At 53.6% G+C, this 17,940-nt stretch carries 16 protein-coding genes; 12 read left to right on the top strand and 4 right to left on the bottom strand.

The genetic code is table 11. The features are described from left to right. Positions 1-151 precede the first annotated feature (151 nt). Together FYJ73_RS04860 and FYJ73_RS04855 are read right to left on the bottom strand one after the other, a co-directional pair. A complete protein-coding gene (locus FYJ73_RS04860) occupies positions 152-550 on the bottom strand; it encodes an FMN-binding protein (protein WP_154533592.1) in 399 nt (132 codons plus the stop codon). Between the two features lie 125 nt (positions 551-675). Then, positions 676-1,992 carry an ATP-binding protein gene (locus FYJ73_RS04855; protein ID WP_154533584.1) on the bottom strand — a complete coding sequence of 439 codons (1,317 nt, stop codon included), beginning with the start codon at positions 1,990-1,992 and terminating at the stop codon, positions 676-678. 401 nt (positions 1,993-2,393) lie between these two features. On the opposite strand from FYJ73_RS04855, the gene FYJ73_RS04850 reads away from it, so the two are divergent. The 11 genes from FYJ73_RS04850 (at position 2,394) to FYJ73_RS04800 (ending at position 16,074) form a co-directional block, all read left to right on the top strand. Beyond that, positions 2,394-3,545: a CobW family GTP-binding protein gene (locus FYJ73_RS04850; protein WP_154533583.1), complete on the top strand. Its 1,152-nt coding sequence runs from the start codon at positions 2,394-2,396 to the stop codon at positions 3,543-3,545. A 54-nt stretch (positions 3,546-3,599) separates the two neighbouring features. Beyond that, entirely contained in the window at positions 3,600-4,499 is a 900-nt protein-coding gene (locus FYJ73_RS04845; RefSeq protein WP_154533582.1) for a DNA/RNA non-specific endonuclease, read from the top strand. 68 nt (positions 4,500-4,567) lie between these two features. Further along, positions 4,568-6,055: an alkaline phosphatase family protein gene (locus FYJ73_RS04840; RefSeq protein WP_154533581.1), complete on the top strand. Its 1,488-nt coding sequence runs from the start codon at positions 4,568-4,570 to the stop codon at positions 6,053-6,055. Between the two features lie 26 nt (positions 6,056-6,081). Then, the gene (locus FYJ73_RS04835; RefSeq protein ID WP_154533580.1) at positions 6,082-7,230 is read left to right on the top strand and encodes a sensor histidine kinase; all 1,149 of its coding nucleotides are present in this window, start codon (positions 6,082-6,084) and stop codon (positions 7,228-7,230) included. Continuing rightward, on the top strand, positions 7,230-8,006 hold the full coding sequence (locus tag FYJ73_RS04830) for a LytR/AlgR family response regulator transcription factor (protein ID WP_154533579.1): 777 nt from the start codon (positions 7,230-7,232) through the stop codon (positions 8,004-8,006). The genes FYJ73_RS04835 and FYJ73_RS04830 overlap by 1 nt, the downstream gene beginning before the upstream one ends. Before the next feature lie 149 nt (positions 8,007-8,155). Beyond that, a complete protein-coding gene (locus tag FYJ73_RS04825) occupies positions 8,156-8,506 on the top strand; it encodes a hypothetical protein (RefSeq protein ID WP_154533578.1) in 351 nt (116 codons plus the stop codon). Between the two features lie 413 nt (positions 8,507-8,919). Beyond that, positions 8,920-11,190 carry a TonB-dependent receptor gene (locus tag FYJ73_RS04820; protein WP_154533577.1) on the top strand — a complete coding sequence of 757 codons (2,271 nt, stop codon included), beginning with the start codon at positions 8,920-8,922 and terminating at the stop codon, positions 11,188-11,190. A gap of 19 nt (positions 11,191-11,209) precedes the next feature. Next, entirely contained in the window at positions 11,210-11,764 is a 555-nt protein-coding gene (locus tag FYJ73_RS04815; protein ID WP_154533576.1) for an NUDIX hydrolase, read from the top strand. 1,036 nt (positions 11,765-12,800) lie between these two features. Next, entirely contained in the window at positions 12,801-13,565 is a 765-nt protein-coding gene (locus FYJ73_RS04810) for an acid phosphatase (RefSeq protein ID WP_419471131.1), read from the top strand. Positions 13,566-13,611: 46 nt separating this feature from the next. Then, positions 13,612-14,766, top strand: coding sequence for an OprO/OprP family phosphate-selective porin (locus FYJ73_RS04805; protein ID WP_154533574.1), 1,155 nt, complete (start codon positions 13,612-13,614; stop codon positions 14,764-14,766). 24 nt (positions 14,767-14,790) lie between these two features. Next, positions 14,791-16,074: a histidine-type phosphatase gene (locus tag FYJ73_RS04800; RefSeq protein ID WP_154533573.1), complete on the top strand. Its 1,284-nt coding sequence runs from the start codon at positions 14,791-14,793 to the stop codon at positions 16,072-16,074. A gap of 838 nt (positions 16,075-16,912) precedes the next feature. Here FYJ73_RS04800 and FYJ73_RS04795 read toward each other — a convergent pair. Both FYJ73_RS04795 and FYJ73_RS04790 read right to left on the bottom strand, forming a co-directional pair. Then, positions 16,913-17,104, bottom strand: a complete 192-nt coding sequence (locus FYJ73_RS04795) for a hypothetical protein (RefSeq protein WP_154533572.1) — start codon at positions 17,102-17,104, stop codon at positions 16,913-16,915. 36 nt (positions 17,105-17,140) lie between these two features. Further along, the gene (locus tag FYJ73_RS04790; RefSeq protein ID WP_154533571.1) at positions 17,141-17,608 is read right to left on the bottom strand and encodes a GAF domain-containing protein; all 468 of its coding nucleotides are present in this window, start codon (positions 17,606-17,608) and stop codon (positions 17,141-17,143) included. Between the two features lie 188 nt (positions 17,609-17,796). Here FYJ73_RS04790 and FYJ73_RS16130 point away from each other — a divergent pair, with 188 nt between their 5' ends. Then, on the top strand, positions 17,797-17,919 hold the full coding sequence (locus FYJ73_RS16130) for a hypothetical protein (RefSeq protein ID WP_262885116.1): 123 nt from the start codon (positions 17,797-17,799) through the stop codon (positions 17,917-17,919). The last annotated feature ends 21 nt before the right edge of the window (positions 17,920-17,940 follow it).

Below are 17,940 nucleotides of genomic sequence, written 5' to 3'. Positions count from 1 at the left end.
AACGAAGAAAGGGCGGGAATCTTCTTTCCGCCCTTTCTTCTGTCGATGCCCCCAAGCGCTTGAGAGCACTTGTCGCGGGACTTCTATATGCATGCTGACAGATAAGCCCGTAGCCAACCGACGGGCAACTCCTTATCTATAAGCATGAAGATTATTTATGTGCTTTGTAGTATTTCACAGCAGCCTCAACGTTGGCCTTGACAGCCTTGGAGGAATAGGTGGCACCCGTCACGCCGTCGACACCACTGACAGCAGAGGTCTTCTTGCCAGCATACTTGGGCAGCATGCCAGACTTCACCTTGGCGAAGACATTCGGTGTCTCCTTGTTGGGCAAGGCCACCACCTTCACCACCTTGTTCTTCTTGATATACACCTCCAGTGGTGTAGCGCCATGATAGCCGCGCACATTCGATGCGAGCGTCGTGGTGTTGACCACGTAGGTACCGTCCTTGAGTTTGGACATCACGTTATCTCCCTTACCGGCAGCCAGCGCGGCGCCGCTGACAAGCGTAGCAGCAGCCACTGCGGCAATCATCATCTTTGTCTTCATCATTTTGTGTCTTTTTTCTGATATTGTTTTTTATCGCCTGCAAAATTACACAAATAGAGACAAAGACAGCATCCTGCCCAACGTTTTTTAAGTTAAAGAAAAACAGAGGCATACTCCCTTTGCTCCTACATATCTTCCAACGAGAGGCAACCAAGCGTGATCTTCATTCCTTGCAACGGCTTGCAGGTCTTCAGCATTTCGGCGACTTTGTCTTGCAACAACTTTTCGTCGTAGCGACTCCTATGGCGCTTTACCTCGAAGATGTCAGCAACGCCGTCGATCTCATTGACAGCGACAAGGTCGATCTCGTTCTCACCACTTCGGTTCCAGTAGCCGCCAATGCGCGTATAGCGCCCGGACTCACGCAGCTTCTGACGGAAATAACGTTCAAGGCACAGCCCCGAGAACTGGTCAAAGTCACGAACGACGATACGAGCCAGTTGCCCGAGCGCATCGTTCTCCACCATCGCCTGGTATTTATAGAAGAAGCGAAACCATAGGATCAGGAAGTTGTCGTTCAGCTCATAGCGCGTCTTCTTGGAGCTGGCGCTCTCGAAGACAGGCACGTGACGCTTGATCAGCAGGAAGTCGTTCTCCAACCGCTTCAGATAGCTGCCAAGATTAGTCATGTTCAGCCGATTCTCTATCTCCCCACGACTATAAAGCCCATCGGCAATGCAACTCATAATCGAGAAATAGGTGGTATATTCCTTGCCGAACTCTTCGACCAACATATTCTGCCCCTCATTGATGAACAGCGAGTCGCGCGCTGTGAGTGCGGCGAGCATCGATTCACGGTCGCAATAGCCGTCGTCCATGAGCAGCGTGACATACCATGCCACACCGCCGGTGATGGCATAGAGTGTCAGGAGATCGTCGGGCGTGTAGTGAGGATTGTAATCTTTGAGAATCGTCTTAAGGACCACGGTCTTGAAAGGCAGAACGGTGATCTTCTTCTGAGCACGCGAGAAAAGCGGTTCCTTGGAATCCTCAAAGATATGCTTCATCATCGTGAAGATGCTGCCGCTGATGATGAGATTGAGATGACCTTGGTCTTTATACCTGTCCCATTGGTTCTGAATTTCACTGAACACAGCCGGATTGACACGATAGAAATCCTGGAACTCGTCCATGATGATCGTAAAAGGGCGCTGCGCCGACAGCTGCAGCAAATAGCCGAAAAGCGTTGCCACCGAGGTGAAATGACCGATGGGAATGCCGAGCTTCGCCTCTGCTTCCCGCACAAAGTCGTCGCACAACAGGCTCTCAGCCTTCCTGGCAACAAAGAAATAAAGGACGAGCGAGTCGCCGCAGCGCTTGGCCAGTTCGGTCTTGCCAATACGCCGGCGCCCTACAAGCACCGTCATGCGCGACTGCTCACGACTTTGCTTCACGATGCGCTCCAACAACGCTATCTCTTCTTTACGATCGTAGAACTTCATGGTCTGCCTCTGTTTCTTGCTTAAACGGTAACCGCCATTACGGTAATGGCCATTACCATTTGCAAATATAGCACTATTCCACGACTTCACCAAAGCTTTGCAAGGATTTTATCACCACATTCTTTACTCCATTTGTGCCTTTGCGAGCGCATATCACCACCTTCTTTGCGGCCATTGCGGCTTTACGGTAGTTTATCGTCCCTCGCAGCATATCACTCCCCTCTCCCCTTGGAGAGGGGTTTGGGGGTGAGGCCGTTGAGGGAAGTATGGGTGAGGCTCCCCAATATCTCATTTTGATGTCAAGCCTTAAAAAACGTTGCGCTTCTACAATGTTTAAACACTTTTTTGTATCTTTGCCCAACAAAAATCAGTTTGTAGTACATTCAGCACTATCAAAGACAATGGACAAAGAAATAAAGACAACACCCGTTCTGCTGCTTACGGGCTACTTAGGAAGCGGCAAGACCACTCTTCTGAACCGTATTCTGAAAAACGAGAAAGGCATCCGCTTCGCCGTCATCGTCAACGACATCGGCGAGGTGAACATCGACGCAAGCCTCATCCAGCAAGGCGGCGTGGTAGGGCAGGGCGACGACAGCCTCGTGGCACTGCAAAACGGATGTATCTGCTGCACGTTGAAGATGGACCTCGTCAAACAGCTCAATGACATCATCAACACCAAGCGCTTCGACTATATCGTCATCGAGGCGAGCGGCATCTGCGAGCCCGCGCCGATCGCACAGACCATCAGCACCTATCCTCAGCTTGTGGCTCCCTCAGCCATGAAAAACGGTGCCGCACGCCTCGACGCCATCGTCACCGTCGTCGACGCACTGCGCATGAGAGATGAGTTCGGACTCGGCGACCACCTCCAGCAGGAGCATGGTGAGGAAGATCTCGCCAGTCTCGTGATCCAGCAAATCGAGTTCTGCAACATCATCCTGCTCAACAAGGCATCGGAGATCTCGCCCGACGACCTCGCCCATCTCACGGCAGTCATCAAGGAGATACAGCCGCAGGCTCTCATCATGCCCTGCGACTACGGCGACATCGACCTCGACAAGATCCTCAACACCCATCTCTTCGACTTCGACAAGGTAGCCACGTCGGCACGGTGGATTGAGGCCATGGAGGACGACGATGACGAGAGTCTGGAAAACGAGGAGAGCGGTGAGGCGCTGGAGTATGGCATTCAGACCTTTGTCTACCGTCGCCGTCTGCCTTTCAACCTTGGCAGCTTCGACGAGTTTGTCTCTACGAAGTGGCCCAAGGGCGTGGTCAGAGCCAAAGGCATCTGCTGGTTCCGCGACGAACCGGAGACCTGCTACCTCTTCGAGCAAAGCGGCAAGCAATTCAACATCACCAATGCGGGACAATGGTACGCCACGATGCCCGAAGACCAGCTCAAGGAGTTCATGGAGCAGAACCCCGGCGTGAAGAAAGACTGGGACGAGAAGTTCGGCGACCGCATGGAGAAGATCGTCTTCATCGGCCAGAACCTCGACCGCAAGGCCATCGAGGCCGAGCTCGACAAGTGTCTGGAGGAAGCCTGACTATAGTTCTCTTTTCTGTCCTCTTCTACAAAGAAGAAGCGAAAAGCTGACATCATGAACAGAAACAAACAACATATTGCGCTTCTCGCCGTGGCGCTGACGCTGCTCTCCTGCGGTCTCTCGCCACGACAGCGGAGTGCGCTTGCGGCCGACAACAGCCAGACGGAAACCACCGGGAACTACAGTGAAACAAGCAAGACTGGCGACAACGCCGGCAGCAGCCTTGCTGACGAAAGCGCGTCAGCGGGCGACGCCTCCTACACCGTGCCCGACTCACTCCTGCCTCTGACCCCAAAAGGCATACCGGAGCAACGGCTTAGGCGGAAGGCTTACGTCAGCTCGTTCAACCGCACCACGCTCATGCCCAACTGGGTAGCATGGAAGCTCACCGCGGCACATACCGACGGCGACATCCAGCGCAAGGGCGTGAAATTCCATCCCGACGACGACGTGCCGGAGCCTTACCGCGTGACCACCTACGACTACATGCAGTCGGGCTACGACCGTGGCCACATGTGCCCCGCCGCTGATAACCGTTGGGACCGCCGGGCCATGGACGAGTGCTTCTTGATGACCAATATGTGTCCACAGAACCACGGCCTCAACGCCGGCGACTGGAACGAGATGGAGATGCAGTGCCGCCGTTGGGCCAAGGAATACGGCGAGGTGTATATCGTCGCCGGCCCCATCCTCTACCGCGGCAAGCATGCTACCATCGGGCAGGAGCACCGCGTCACCGTGCCGGAAGCCTTCTTCAAGGTGGTGCTCTGCCTGAAAGGAACGCCCAAGGCCATCGGCTTCATCTATCGCAACACCGACGGCAACCGACCCAAAGGCGACTATGTCAACAGCATCGACGAGGTGGAGCGCATCACCGGCTATGACTTCTTCCACGGACTGAACAAAAAGGTGCAGGACAAGGTAGAGAAAGAAGCCGACCTGGGACTGTGGTAGACGGCACCTATAGCTTCTCTATAGAGGCTATAGATCCTATGAATTCCATAAAACTCTATACGTAAAAGATGAAAAAGATTTTCACGCTCTTGGCTGCCATCCTGTTGGCAGCACCCATGCTGGCAGGCGGCAACGTCCAGCGACCCAAACTCGTTGTAGGTCTGATGGTAGATCAGATGCGCTGGGACTACCTCTATTATTATTACCCACAGTTCGGCACTGACGGTCTGCGCCGCCTGGTCGACGAGGGCTACAGCTACGAGAACACGCTGATCAACTATGTGCCGACCGTCACCGCCATAGGCCACTCCAGCGTCTACACCGGTTCGGTGCCCGCGCTGACCGGCATTGCCGGCAACAACTTTGTCAAAGACGGCAAGCAAGTCTATTGCTGCGACGACGACAACGTCCGTTCCGTGGGCTCCAACTCCAAAGAGGGAAAGATGTCGCCACGCAACCTGCTGGCCTCCGGCATCGGCGACCAGCTGCGCATCGCCACCGACTTCAAAGGCAAGGTCATCGGCATCGCCCTGAAAGACCGCGCCGCCATCCTGCCCGCCGGACATGCTGCCAATGCCGCCTACTGGTGGGACCAGAGTGCGGGACACTTCATCACCTCCTCCTACTACATGAAGGAACTGCCGAAATGGGTGAAGGACATCAACAAGAAGATACAGACAAAACCCGGCACCAACGTCAAGACATCTGTGCCCGGCGTGACCAAAACCTTCCAGATGGCAGAAGCTGCCATCGACGGGGAACAGCTCGGACAGGACAGCATCACCGATTTGCTGGCCATGAGTGTGTCGTCGACAGACGCCATCGGGCACCAATACGGCACACGCGGACAGGAAAACCACGACGTGTATATGGAACTCGACCGACAGGTAGGACTGTTTCTGAAGTTCCTCGACGAGAAAGTGGGACGCGGCAACTACCTGCTCTTCCTCACTGCCGACCACGGTGCTGCCCACAACCCCAACTTCCTCAAGGCTCACAACCTGCCGTCGGGCGGCCTCAACACCTGGGGCAAGGACTCTTGGCTCAACAGCCGGCTGCCGCAACTCGAGAAGGAGACCGGCATCAGCCCATTGGTGACCGGTGTCGACGCCGGACGTATCTACCTCAACCGCGCAGCCATCGCCAAGAGCGGAAAGAAACTCGCCGACGTGAAGCAGCAGATGATCGAGACACTGGAGCAGGACTCCAACATCTTCTATGTCGTGGACTACGACAAGGTGCTCACCACGTCGCTGCCATCCCGCCTGCGCGAGATGATCGTCAACGGATATAACAAGAAGCGCAGCGGCGACCTCTTCTATGTGCCACGCCCCGACTGGGAGGATGTCAGCAACGCCGCCGACTACCGCGGCACGAGCCACGGACTGTGGAACCCTACCGACGCACATATCCCCTTCGTGCTCTTTGGCTGGCAGATCCCACACGGACAGACTGCTGAGCCGACCCATATCGTCGACATCGCGCCGACGATCTGTGAGCTGCTCCACATACAGATGCCCAATGAGTGCATCGGCGACGCCAAGTTGCCGAAATAAGGTGGAAGACATAAAAACAGTGGAAGATGAGACTACGGAAGACTATCAAATATGTGATTAAACAGACCAACTGTCGGTCGGAATGGCTGATCTACAGCATGGTTTGGACCACTTTCCTGCTCGCGCCTTTCCTTGCTTTCTATATACGCAGCCAAGTAGAGAGCGACCTGACCTTCCACTGGTGGCCAGTTTTCCATGTGTGGATGTTGTTTTGTGTCTATTTGATATTATTCATCATCCACAACTTTGCGTTGGCACCCATGCTGATCTACAGGAAGAGAGTACATCTGTATGTCTTTGCCTCGCTGGTGCTGATCTGTGTTTTCTCCATACTGCAAGCCAAATTCAAGCAGTATGAGTGGAAACACTTTGAGCTCGGCGGGCAACAGGCCATACAGAGGGAGGATCGAAGCGACGGGCAGCACGCCACGGCCGAATTTAAGACACCGGAGCATCCCTCCATCGACACCACCGAGAGCGACATCCTCAGCGTGGCCATGATGCTGCTCATCATGGGAGCCAACACCGGCGTGAAGTTCTATTTCCAAAGTGAGCGGCGCGACAAGCAATTGGCGCAACTCACCCAGGAGAAGCTCAACGACCAACTGCAACATCTGCGCCACCAGATCAATCCTCATTTCCTGATGAACACACTCAACAACATCCACGCGCTCATCGGGCTGGACGCTGCCAAGGCACAGACGAGCATCATGGAGCTGAGCCGTTTGCTGCGATTCTTACTCTACGACGGAGGCCACACCACCATACCGCTGACCAAGGAGGCTGAGTTTATCCGCAGCTACATCCATCTGCTGCGACTGCGCTATGCCGACCGGGTGGACATCCGCTTTGAGGTGGGCGACCTGCCCGACAGCTATCAGATGCCACCGCTCATCCTGTCCGTCTTTGTGGAGAACGCCTTCAAGCATGGTGTGAGCTACGACGCGCCAAGTTTCATCCATATCAGCTTGCAGGTCATTGACAAACGTATTGTTTTCAAATGTGCCAACTCCAAACACGAGAAGCGCATGCCAATTCCGGGTGGCATCGGATTGGAGAACGTCAAGAAACGACTGCAACTCATCTATGGCGACGACTACCATTTGGAGATAAACGACGGAATAGAAAGTTACAGCGTTGTGCTAACGATACCTCATAACAAGAATTTTCTCTAATGACAAAGATTGAAGTACTTACAGTAGACGATGAGCCTCTGGCTCTCCAGCAGCTCGAATCGTATATTCAAAAAATTTCTTTCTTCCATCTTATGGCCAGCTGCCTGAGTACGAAAGAAGCCTGGAAGGTGATGAAGCAACACGCTGTCGACGTGATCTTCTGCGACATCAACATGCCGGATGTCAATGGGATGGACTTTGTCAAAAGTCTGGCAGACCCTCCTCTCATCGTCTTCACAACGGCCTACAGCGAATACGCCGTTGAGGGCTATCAGGTCAACGCAATTGACTATCTGCTGAAGCCTTTCTCCTTGGAAGAGTTCCAAAGAGTAGCGATAAAAGTGAAAAAAATCTTTGAAATCAAACTAAAAGCCGCTGACAGACAACTGCAGGAAAACAGTAGCACGGCAAACGCCAATGCCTCGGCGACAAAACTCGAGGAAAACGGCGACCTCTTCGTGCACACAGAACACAAAATGGTCAGGATTCCCATCAAAGACATCGTCTATGTCGAGGGAATGAGCGAATACCTGAAAATACACACACAAGGCGAACAGAAACCCGTGATCATCCTCCAAAGCATGAAGACGATGGAGGACCGACTGCCCAAAAACTTTATGCGCATCCATCGATCCTTCCTCATCAACCTGCACTGCATCACGGAGCTGAACAAGACACGCGTCTTCCTCAGCGACAACATCCCACTGCCCATCGGTGATATGTACCGCGACAAACTCTTCACCTACGTCAACAACCGCATACTCGGCAAGAAGTAGACCGCTTAGAATTTTCTAACACCCGATAAATCTCTTTTAAGACAAGAACCACGTCGTTTGAGATTATTATCTTTAACTTTGCATAAAGAAAAGAAAATGCCGCAAAAAGTACATCGCTGATTGTACATGGTTGCGACAAACAAACGGCAATGAGGAATAGCCACAAGAGACAGACGGCGGCATGGATACTCATGGCGGTATTCATCCCTATGCTTTTCCTGGCTTCGCTCCACCGCCACGTACCTGTGGAGCAAAGTCAGGCAGGGGTATGCTATGCCTGTCTCCACCACATCCACCACGATGCGCATCTCAACACGATGGCGCATCATACCGGTGACTGTGTGCTCTGCCATTTCCTCTCACTGCCTTTCCTGGCGACTGCCGCGTTAGCCATCGCCACACCTTATTATATTATACTCACCGCCACGACGGCCACAGTCTCGCGCCTATCATCGTACTGTCATGGCGTTCCTACACTAAGAGGGCCTCCAATATACTAAACCTCACACTTAACAACCCCTACAGCCTCACCCCCAACCCCTCTCCAAAGGAGAGGGGAGTAAAATGAGTGATAAACAATATCCTTCTCATAAATAGACAGGGATAGTGTTAGCTCTGGTGGTTGAGGCTGGAAGTACTGATGGTGAGGCCAGAAGTGTTAAAGGCTGGGGATTGAAGTTAGGTCGGCCACAGAGGGCCGCCCCTACACCAAAACCATAAAACAACAAAACAACAACAAAGCTCTCATAACCATTCTCTTGTGTGTACTGCCTTTCCCTCCCACTTGGTGAGGAAATTGCAATACTACCCCAACACCCAATGTAATCACTCCCCTCTCCCTTTGGAGAGGGGTTGGGGGTGAGGCTGTAGGGGGTGAGGCTGGGCTTGGTTAGGTTAGGGCTTCATATTCATTATGAAATCATTATATCTTTTGCTGTTAGGACTCATACTGAGCCTGACAGCAACAGCAGACCCTGCGCTGATCACCACCACGCTCAAGGGTCATATCACTGATGCCTCAGACGGCGAACCGCTCGTAGGTGTCATCGTTTCTATACCTGAACTTCAGGAAAGTACCACAACAGACGCCGACGGCAACTATGTCTTTGACGCTCTGCCCCAGCGCACGGTCAGCGTGCAGGCCAGCTACCTGGGACACCAGACTCAGGTGAAGAAGATCGACCTGAAGAAAACCACGCAACTCGACTTCGTCATGAAGGAACAAAATGCCATGCTCGGCGAGGTCGTCGTCACGGGACTGACAGGCAAGTCGCTCATGAAGGACTCCCCAACACCCATCTCTCTCGTCAACGCCGACATGCTGCGCACGACGCCTTCCACCAACATCATCGACGCACTGAGCCATCAGCCAGGCGTGTCGCAGGTGACCACGGGCGGCGGCATCTCCAAACCCGTGATCCGCGGCCTTGGCTTCAACCGCCTCGTCGTCGTCAACGACGGCATACGTCAGGAGGGTAACCAGTGGGGCGCCGAGCACGGCGTGGAGATCGACGCACAAGGCATCTCCTCTGCAGAGATCATCAAAGGTCCCGCTTCGCTCATGTACGGCTCGGACGCGCTCGCCGGCGTCATCATCTTCCACGGCGATCCCGTCATGGCACACAACACCATCGGCGGGGAGGCCTCCACGGAATACCAAAGCAACACAGGACTCATCAACTACTCGCTCAACTTCCGCGGAAACCAAAACGGATGGGTATGGAACGGACGCTGGACCGATAAGCGGGCACACGACTACCACAACCGCGCCGACAACTATGTCGTTGGCTCACGCTTCCGCGAGCAGGACGCGGAAGCAATGGCGGGATACAACGGCGGATGGGGCTACAGCCATCTCACGGCAAGCATCTATCACCTCACCCCGGGCATCGCCGAAGGAGCGCGCGACGACGACAGCAAGAGCTACAGCAAGACGCTGCCCTTCCAGCAGATCCATCACTACAAGGTGGTGAGCGACAACGCTTACTATATCGGCAACAGCACGCTGCACGCCATCGTCGGATATCAGCAAAACCGCAGACAGGAATACGAGGAGAGTGCCGAACAGCCGGGACTGGACATGATGCTCCACACGCTGAACTACGACATCCGCTACATCCTGCCGGAGAAGAGCGGATGGAAGGCTACCATCGGTGCCAACGGCATGTGGCAGCGCAACATGAACAAAGGCTCGGAATATCTCATTCCCGGTTATCAGCTCTTCGATCTGGGCACCTTCGCCACTGCTTCCTTCAAAAGAGATGCCTGGACGTGGTCGGGCGGGCTGCGCCTCGACCACCGACATGTACATGCCTTCGCCTTGGACGATGATTTCGATCCTCTGTCACGTGACTTCACCAGCCTGTCGGGATCCATCGGTGCCGTGTATCATGTCGCTGACAACATGACGCTGAGACTCAACGCGGCGAAAGGATTCCGCGCACCGGGCATCAGTGAACTATCGGCCAACGGCGTGCATGAGGGCACGCAACAGTATGTCATCGGCAACGGACAGCTTAAGGCTGAACAAAGCTGGCAGGTGGATGCCGGGTGGGACTTCACCTCGCGATGGGTGACGGCGCAGCTATCGCTCTTCGCCAACTACATCGACAACTACATCTTTACCGCCCGACAGGGTGACCAGCAACGCGAAGACTTGCCACTCTACCAGTATACACAAGGCAACGCACGCCTGCTCGGCGGCGAGGCGATGATCGACTTCCATCCCGTGGAGCGTCTGCACTGGCAAAACAGCTTCTCCTATGTCAATAGCGTGCTGCGCCATCAGCCGCGCGCGTCGCGCTACCTGCCCTTCACCCCTGCCCCACGCTGGAACGGCGAACTGCGCTACACACTCATCCGCGACGGCAAGACACTCGACCACACCTTTGTGGCTGCCAACATGGAGTGCAACCTGCGACAAAACCACTACTACATGCTCGGTGGTACGGAGACGGCAACGCCCAGCTACACGCTCTTTGGACTCGCGGCCGGCACCGACTTCAGGCACGGCGGCAAACGTCTGGCAGCACTGTCTCTCACGGCCACAAACCTCTTCGACCGCATCTATCAAAACCATCTCAGCCGATTGAAATATATCGGTGGCGTGAATCCTGACAACGGACGAACCGGACTCTTCGACATGGGACGCAATATCACGGCGAAGCTCACGTTATACCTATAATCATATAAGGTAGATCATCATGAAAGAAAAAGACATGAAATGCACCACACGGTCGAGCGAATACATCATTCGCCGGCCGTGGCTCACAGCACGGAAAGACGTCGTCGTGCATCCCGACGGCCGCGTGCAGCCGGAATACTATGTACTGGAATATCCCGACTTCATCAACGTCATCGCCATCACCACCGACGGACGCGTCATCATGGAACAGCAATGGCGGCAGGCCGTCGGCGAGGTGTCGTTGGAGATTCCCGCCGGCGTCGTGGAGAAAGGCGAGTCGCCCCTGCAGGCTGCCAAACGTGAGCTCGCCGAAGAGACGGGATTCACCGGCGGCACATGGGAGCAACTGCTCGTCACCACACCCAACAGCAGTACGGCGACGAACCACTGCTATACCTTCGTGGCACGCGGCGTGGAACAGACGACTACGCAACACCTCGACGCCACAGAGGATCTCCGCTATTTCTTTGTCACGGAAGGCGAGCTCTTCTCCATGCTCAAGGACGGTAGGATCCATCAGGCCATGATGGTCGCACCGCTGTGGAAGTACTTCCACAACCATAACAAGGATTAATGCCTGCCATCGGACAACACGGACATACACAATATCGAAACATAGCCATTGGACGTCACGGACGTACACGAACCGCACTCCCTCTATACTTTGTCCGCGTTGTCCGATGGTTATATTTTTTCATCAAACACTCGCTGAGAATCGATTCTTTCCTGTTTTCGTCACTTTTTCGGGGTCAAAAAGTTAATTGCTTAGAAATCGACAAGTAACTATTCTCCGAATGCAGGCCGAAAGGCAGAAAAAATAAAAAAGTTAACGCAGCAAAAGCCTGCTTCTAACAAATCACTACTTACTAACCTCTCTAGCAGTAGTGATATCATCCACCGTAGGGCGGGGTTTATCACCGCCCTAACCTACTTGACGGTAATCATTCCACCCCCATGCCACATGTTTTTTGTATCATTTGCGTGGTTAGGGCGGGGATGAACCCCGCCCCTACGAACCCACCCCGGTATTGCTGTCATCCACCGTAGGGGCGGGGTTTATCCCCGCCCTAACCTCCTTGATGGTAATATTCCACCCCCGCTATATCTTTTGCGGGATTATGGCGGTAATCATTCCACCCACGCCCTAACCTCCTTGGCGGTAATCATTCCACCCACGTTATATCTTTGCGGGATTAGGGCGGGGATAAACCCCGCCCCTACTCACCGCCTGCCGCACCGTTAACGGGGTAATGTTACATTCAATCTGTAACTTGTGAGAGACTTTTTCTGCAGCTTTGATTGATCCCCATCCTAACCTTGCAAACTATATGATTGGGTCGATTGAGTCACCTATCTTGGAATTTGTATGTCCCAATGACGAAAACAAGAAAAGTATTTTTGTTGTCACCGATTTGTCATAACCGTCTCATAAACAACACTTTGTAAAAAGTTGCATTTGAGAGAATCGCACAAAACATCAAATGCAACTTTTTTTATTCCGCCTTTCATCATAACTTTGCAGCGCAATCGCAAAAACCGGAAATCAACATTTTCAAAACTTAAACATATTACAGATCATGAACAACGTCAAGTCACTTGTTGTCAGCTTCATGCTGACGCTCATCGCTGTTTCCTCTTTCGGTCAGTCCAAGATCAAGGATGTCCGTACCAATCCCGACCTCTATTTCCTGCGTGCCGACGAAGTCGCCAACAGTCTCTCGCTGTTGCCTCCTCCTCCCCAGCAGGGTTCCATCCTGTGGCTCAACGATGAAGCACAGTATCAGTGGGGCAAGCTCCAGCGCGACACGCCACGCGGTGACCAGGCTGCCGCCGACGCACGTGTCAACGGCGACGGTGTGCCCAACGCCTTCTCCGACGCTTTCGGTGTGCGCATCAGCAAGGAAGAGACACCGGAAATCTATAAGCTCGTCATCAACATGCGCGAGGATGCCGGTGACCTGGCCACACGTGCTGCCAAGAACCACTATATGCGTGTGCGTCCTTTCGCTTATTATCACGAGATGACCTGCAACCCCGAGCAGCAGCAAGAGCTCTCCACCAACGGCAGCTACCCCTCTGGTCACACCTCCATTGGCTGGGCCACTGCTCTCGTTCTCGCTGAGGTGAACCCCGACCGTCAGGACTCTATTCTCAAGCGTGGCTATGAGATGGGACAGAGCCGCGTGATCTGTGGCTATCACTTCCAGAGCGACGTAGACGCCGCACGCCTCGTAGCCAGCGCCGTTGTGGCACGTCTCCACGCCAACGACAACTTCATGAAACAACTCGGAAAGGCTAAGAAGGAATTCGCAAAACTCGTCAAGGAGGGAAAAGTAGCCAAAGTAGAGCGCAAGGCAGAAGACACTGCAAAATAAACAACATTTCGGACAACCGCAAATCATCGTACATACAGTAAACACCATGAAAAAGACAATACTCTTCGGACTTGCACTGCTCGCCGCCACGACGCTGCAAGCCCAGGAAAAGACAGAAAGCAAACTTGTCGTCAAGCCTTCGGGCCGTGTTCTCTTGGATGCCGGAGTCTTTGACGCCAGCGACGAAGTCAACAACCAACTCAACGACGGTATGGGCATCCCCGACATGCGTGTGGGATTCAAGGCTACCTATGAGGACTGGACCGCTAAGGTCGACATCGGCTACGCCTACGGCAAGGTAGGCATGAAGGACGTCTTCATCGAGCACTCCTTAGGCAAGAAGAGCCTCATCCGCGCCGGTTACTTCGTTCATCAGTACGGTTTGCAGAGCGCAACAAGCTCTTCTTTCAAGATTTCCATGGAGGAACCTCGCAGCAACCAAGCACTCAACAACTCTCGTCTGCTCGGCGTTATGTTTGAGCACTCCGACCTCCGCTATCTCGTCACCACCAGTTTCTTCTCCGAGACTGATGCCATGAAGATGACAAGCGACAAGACCGGCAACCAGGGCATCGGCGTCATGGCACGCGCCCTCTACCGTCCGCTCACCGAACCGGGCCGCATCTTCCACGTGGGTATTTCGGGTGCCTACGAGAGTCCGCGCTACAACAGCAACAGCGAACTCAACCACAAGTCGTTTGTCCTCTCCACCACTTGGCCCACACGTATCGCCCAGGTCACCTCGATGCAGGCTACCGTCGACCACGCCAAAGCCATGTATAAGTTCACGCCCGAAGTCTGCGCTGCCTACAACCGACTGGGCTTGGAAGCACAGTACTTCTACAACTCGGTCACCCGCGACAACGGTTATCACAGCTTCCAGGCTACCGGCGGCTACGCAGCCCTGCGCGGTCTTATCCTTGGCAAGCAATACAAATATAACTATTGGGACGGTGGCATCGACACGCCGGCGCGCGGCAGCCTCGAGCTGGTGCTGGCCTATGACTATCTCGACATGTCGGATCCCGAAGCAAACATCCGCGGCGGACGCAGCAACGACTTCTCCGCTACGATGAACTACTATATCAACAAATACATGATCTGGCGTGTCAGAGGATCCTATACCAAGGTCAGCAACCGCGCCGGATACGACGATGATCACTTCACGGCACTGGAGACCCGTCTGCAGATCAAGTTCTAATCAACCCTAAAGATTCATTTGATTATGAGAAAAATATTTTCTGCCTTTCTGCTGCTGATGATGCTCTGCCCGTCATGGGCATGGGCTCAGCTGCAGCGCAGCGAGGCTTTTCGACAGCAATACCGGCTCACCGAGGTCGTCGTGCTGAGCCGCCACAGCATCCGCTCACCGCTCTCGACCAACGGAAGTGCCTTGGGCCGACTCACGCCTCATCAGTGGACACAGTGGTCCTCGGCAGCCAGCGAACTGACACTGCGCGGCGGTGTGCTGGAGACGATGATGGGACAGTATTTCCGCAAGTGGCTCGTCAGTGAGGGGCTCTTCAAGGAGAACGCCACACCGTCGGCCGACGACGTGAACTTCTATGCCAACAGCATGCAGCGCACCATCGCCACAGCACTATATTTCTCCTCCGGCTTCATGCCTCTGGCCAACATCCATGTCAACCACCGCTTCTCGGCGAGCACGATGGACCCGGTCTTCTGTCCCAAGCTTACCAAGGTCAGTGACGCTTTCCAGGCAGAAGCCATGAAGCAGATCGCCGCCATGGGCGGCAAGAAAGGACTGAAAGGGATCGGCGAGAAGCTGAAGGCCAACTATGCCGTCACCGCCAAAGTCCTCGACCTCAAGGACTCGCCAGCCTGCAAGAGCGGTGAGACCTGTGGCTTCAAGGACGATGACACGCAGATCATCTTCCGCTTAGGCGACGAACCGCAGATGAAGGGCTCGCTCAAACTCGCCAACTCTGCCTCCGACGCGTTTATCCTGCAATACTACGAGGAGCCGGACGCCCGCAAGGCAGCCTTCGGACACGACATCACTGCCCAAGACTGGGAGAAGATCGCACAGATCAAAGATGTCTACGGCGACGTGCTCTTCACCGCTCCCATCGTTGCGGTCAATGTCGCTCATCCCCTGCTGATGTATATCAGCGACGAGCTTCACGCCAAAAACCGCAAGTTCACCTTCCTCTGTGGTCACGACAGCAACATTGCCAGCGTCGACGCCGCACTGGGCGTGGAAGACTATTCGCTGCCCAACTCCATTGAGAAGAAGACACCGATCGGCTCAAAGGTGGTCTTTGAGAAATGGACCGACAAGAGCGGAAAACAGTTCGTGGCCGTCAACCTCGTCTACCAGTCTACCGCACAGCTGCGCGGACTGACGATGCTCGACTTGAACAATCCGCCGATGGTCTATCCGCTCAAACTGCGCGGTCTCACCGCCAACGCCGACGGCCTGTATTCGTTTGACGATGTGGCCCAGCGATTCACTGAGGCCATCAACGCCTACGACAATATCAAGTAAGGACCTACCCCATCGGGAGAAACCTTTTGTCGCACAGGCAACCACAGCTGTCTGGCAGACACAAAATAAAGCCCTTTCGCCATGTAGAAGCAATATGGCGGAAGGGCTTTTGCCGGATATATACGACAAAGACAAAGGAATATCTTGACTTCATCACATCTTTGGTTGGATGAAGTGTCATCATTGACTATCAGTTAGTTATAAGCTTATTTCAGCAATTGATGGTGACGCAATTACGAATTATAGAATGAGATCCCTCCTTAACAGCCCGGCAGACAGTCAATGTCTTTGTCCTGACTCATATTGCCTTGCCATCTCCAGGTGATGAAGAAAAAAGAAAATCATGGTCATGCTTATGCTCCCCAAGGAGCAATGGGTCTAAAGCTATGGGGTAGTCTTGCGAGCAAGCTCGCCGCCTACCCCATAGCTTTAGACCCACACCTTTGGTGTCAAGCCTGCCCATGACGAAAATCGCTAACGCGTAAAATTGCCCCTTGGGCATAAAATCCTGCGGCCGAAAGATAGTCCATAGCGTCTTGAAAGTCTGCTATGCTGCTTGTGTTCTGTTGGGCGGTATCATATTTTATGCGCCTTGGCGCAATTTATTTTATGCGCTCTGCGCAATTTTACGCGTTAGCGATTTTCGTCACGGGCAGGCTTTGTCCCCCTTTAGGGGGGGGTGCTGAGGTGATGGGGGCAGCCAACGAGCTTGCTCGTAAGGCTGCCCCCATCACCTCAGCACCATAGCTCCATGGGGAGCTAAAGTCTGTACGTGACTATTTTCCAAAAACTTATTCTCGATTCAGAGTGACGCATTGACGAAGTCAGGATGGAAACTTTAGTGAATGATATAAGTGAGTTGGGCAGCGAAGCCCCAGTGACGGTTGATAAAAAGATTTTGGTAGAGCAGATAACCACGCTGGAGCAGATACCCTCCGAAGTCTTCCCGCCAAGGCAGACTGTAGCTGGTCTCCATCTTGTCCTTGAGCTTACGGATGATGATGCGAATGTCCATATTCAACTTCTTCATACAGGTTTAGTGACTATTGCAAGAGTAGGACAGCTCTCAATAGCCTGCGGCAAGGAGCGGTGCCACGATTTGGGCTATCGTCTCCAAGCCGCGTTTGTCTTCCTCGTCGAAGGCATCAAAGTCTTCGCTGTCCACATCGATAACGGCAACGACCTCTCCACCATGGAAGACCGGCACGACAATCTCGGAATTGGAGCGTGAGGAGCAGGCAATATGACCGGGGAACTGATGCACGTCGGGCACCACAAGAGTCTGCGCTCTTTCCCAAGCCGTGCCACAGACGCCCTTACCCTTCTCGATGCTGTAGCAGGCCACCGGACCTTGGAAGGGTCCCAACTGCAGGCTCCCTTCTTTGACCACATAGAAGCCGACCCAAAAGAAAAATGGAAGCTCTTCTTTCAGCAGAGCTGCTACATTGCCCAAGGCCCCTACTACGTTGTCTACACCATCGACCAGACTCTTTGCCTGTGCCGTCAGTTGCTGATAAACTTTATCTTTGTCCATTGCTGTCAACATAAGATTCTATCTCAGGCAAAATTACTACTTTTCTTGGTCATACCCGAATCTTCTCTACCTTTTTCTATCGCAATGCTGAAAGGAAGACCGCCAAAACACATTTCCACCCCCCTCTTCGCTTTGAACTTTGAAATAAAAACGCTATCTTTGCAACGTAAGGATTAAAAAATGGAATTATGACAGCAATCGAACTAAAAGCATCCTTGCTCAACTCCATTAAGGAGATAGACGATGTCAACCTCATCGAGCGCATCAGCCGATATGTAAGGAAGGCTATCGGCGAAAACCAGAAGAGCTAAATAACTAAGGCCGACTTGGTA

The sequence above is a fragment of the Hallella mizrahii genome, from assembly GCF_009695775.1.
Lineage (GTDB): Bacteria > Bacteroidota > Bacteroidia > Bacteroidales > Bacteroidaceae > Prevotella > Prevotella mizrahii.
The sequence above is the reverse complement of the archived record's forward strand: the minus strand, read 5'-3'. Positions and strand labels throughout refer to the sequence as shown.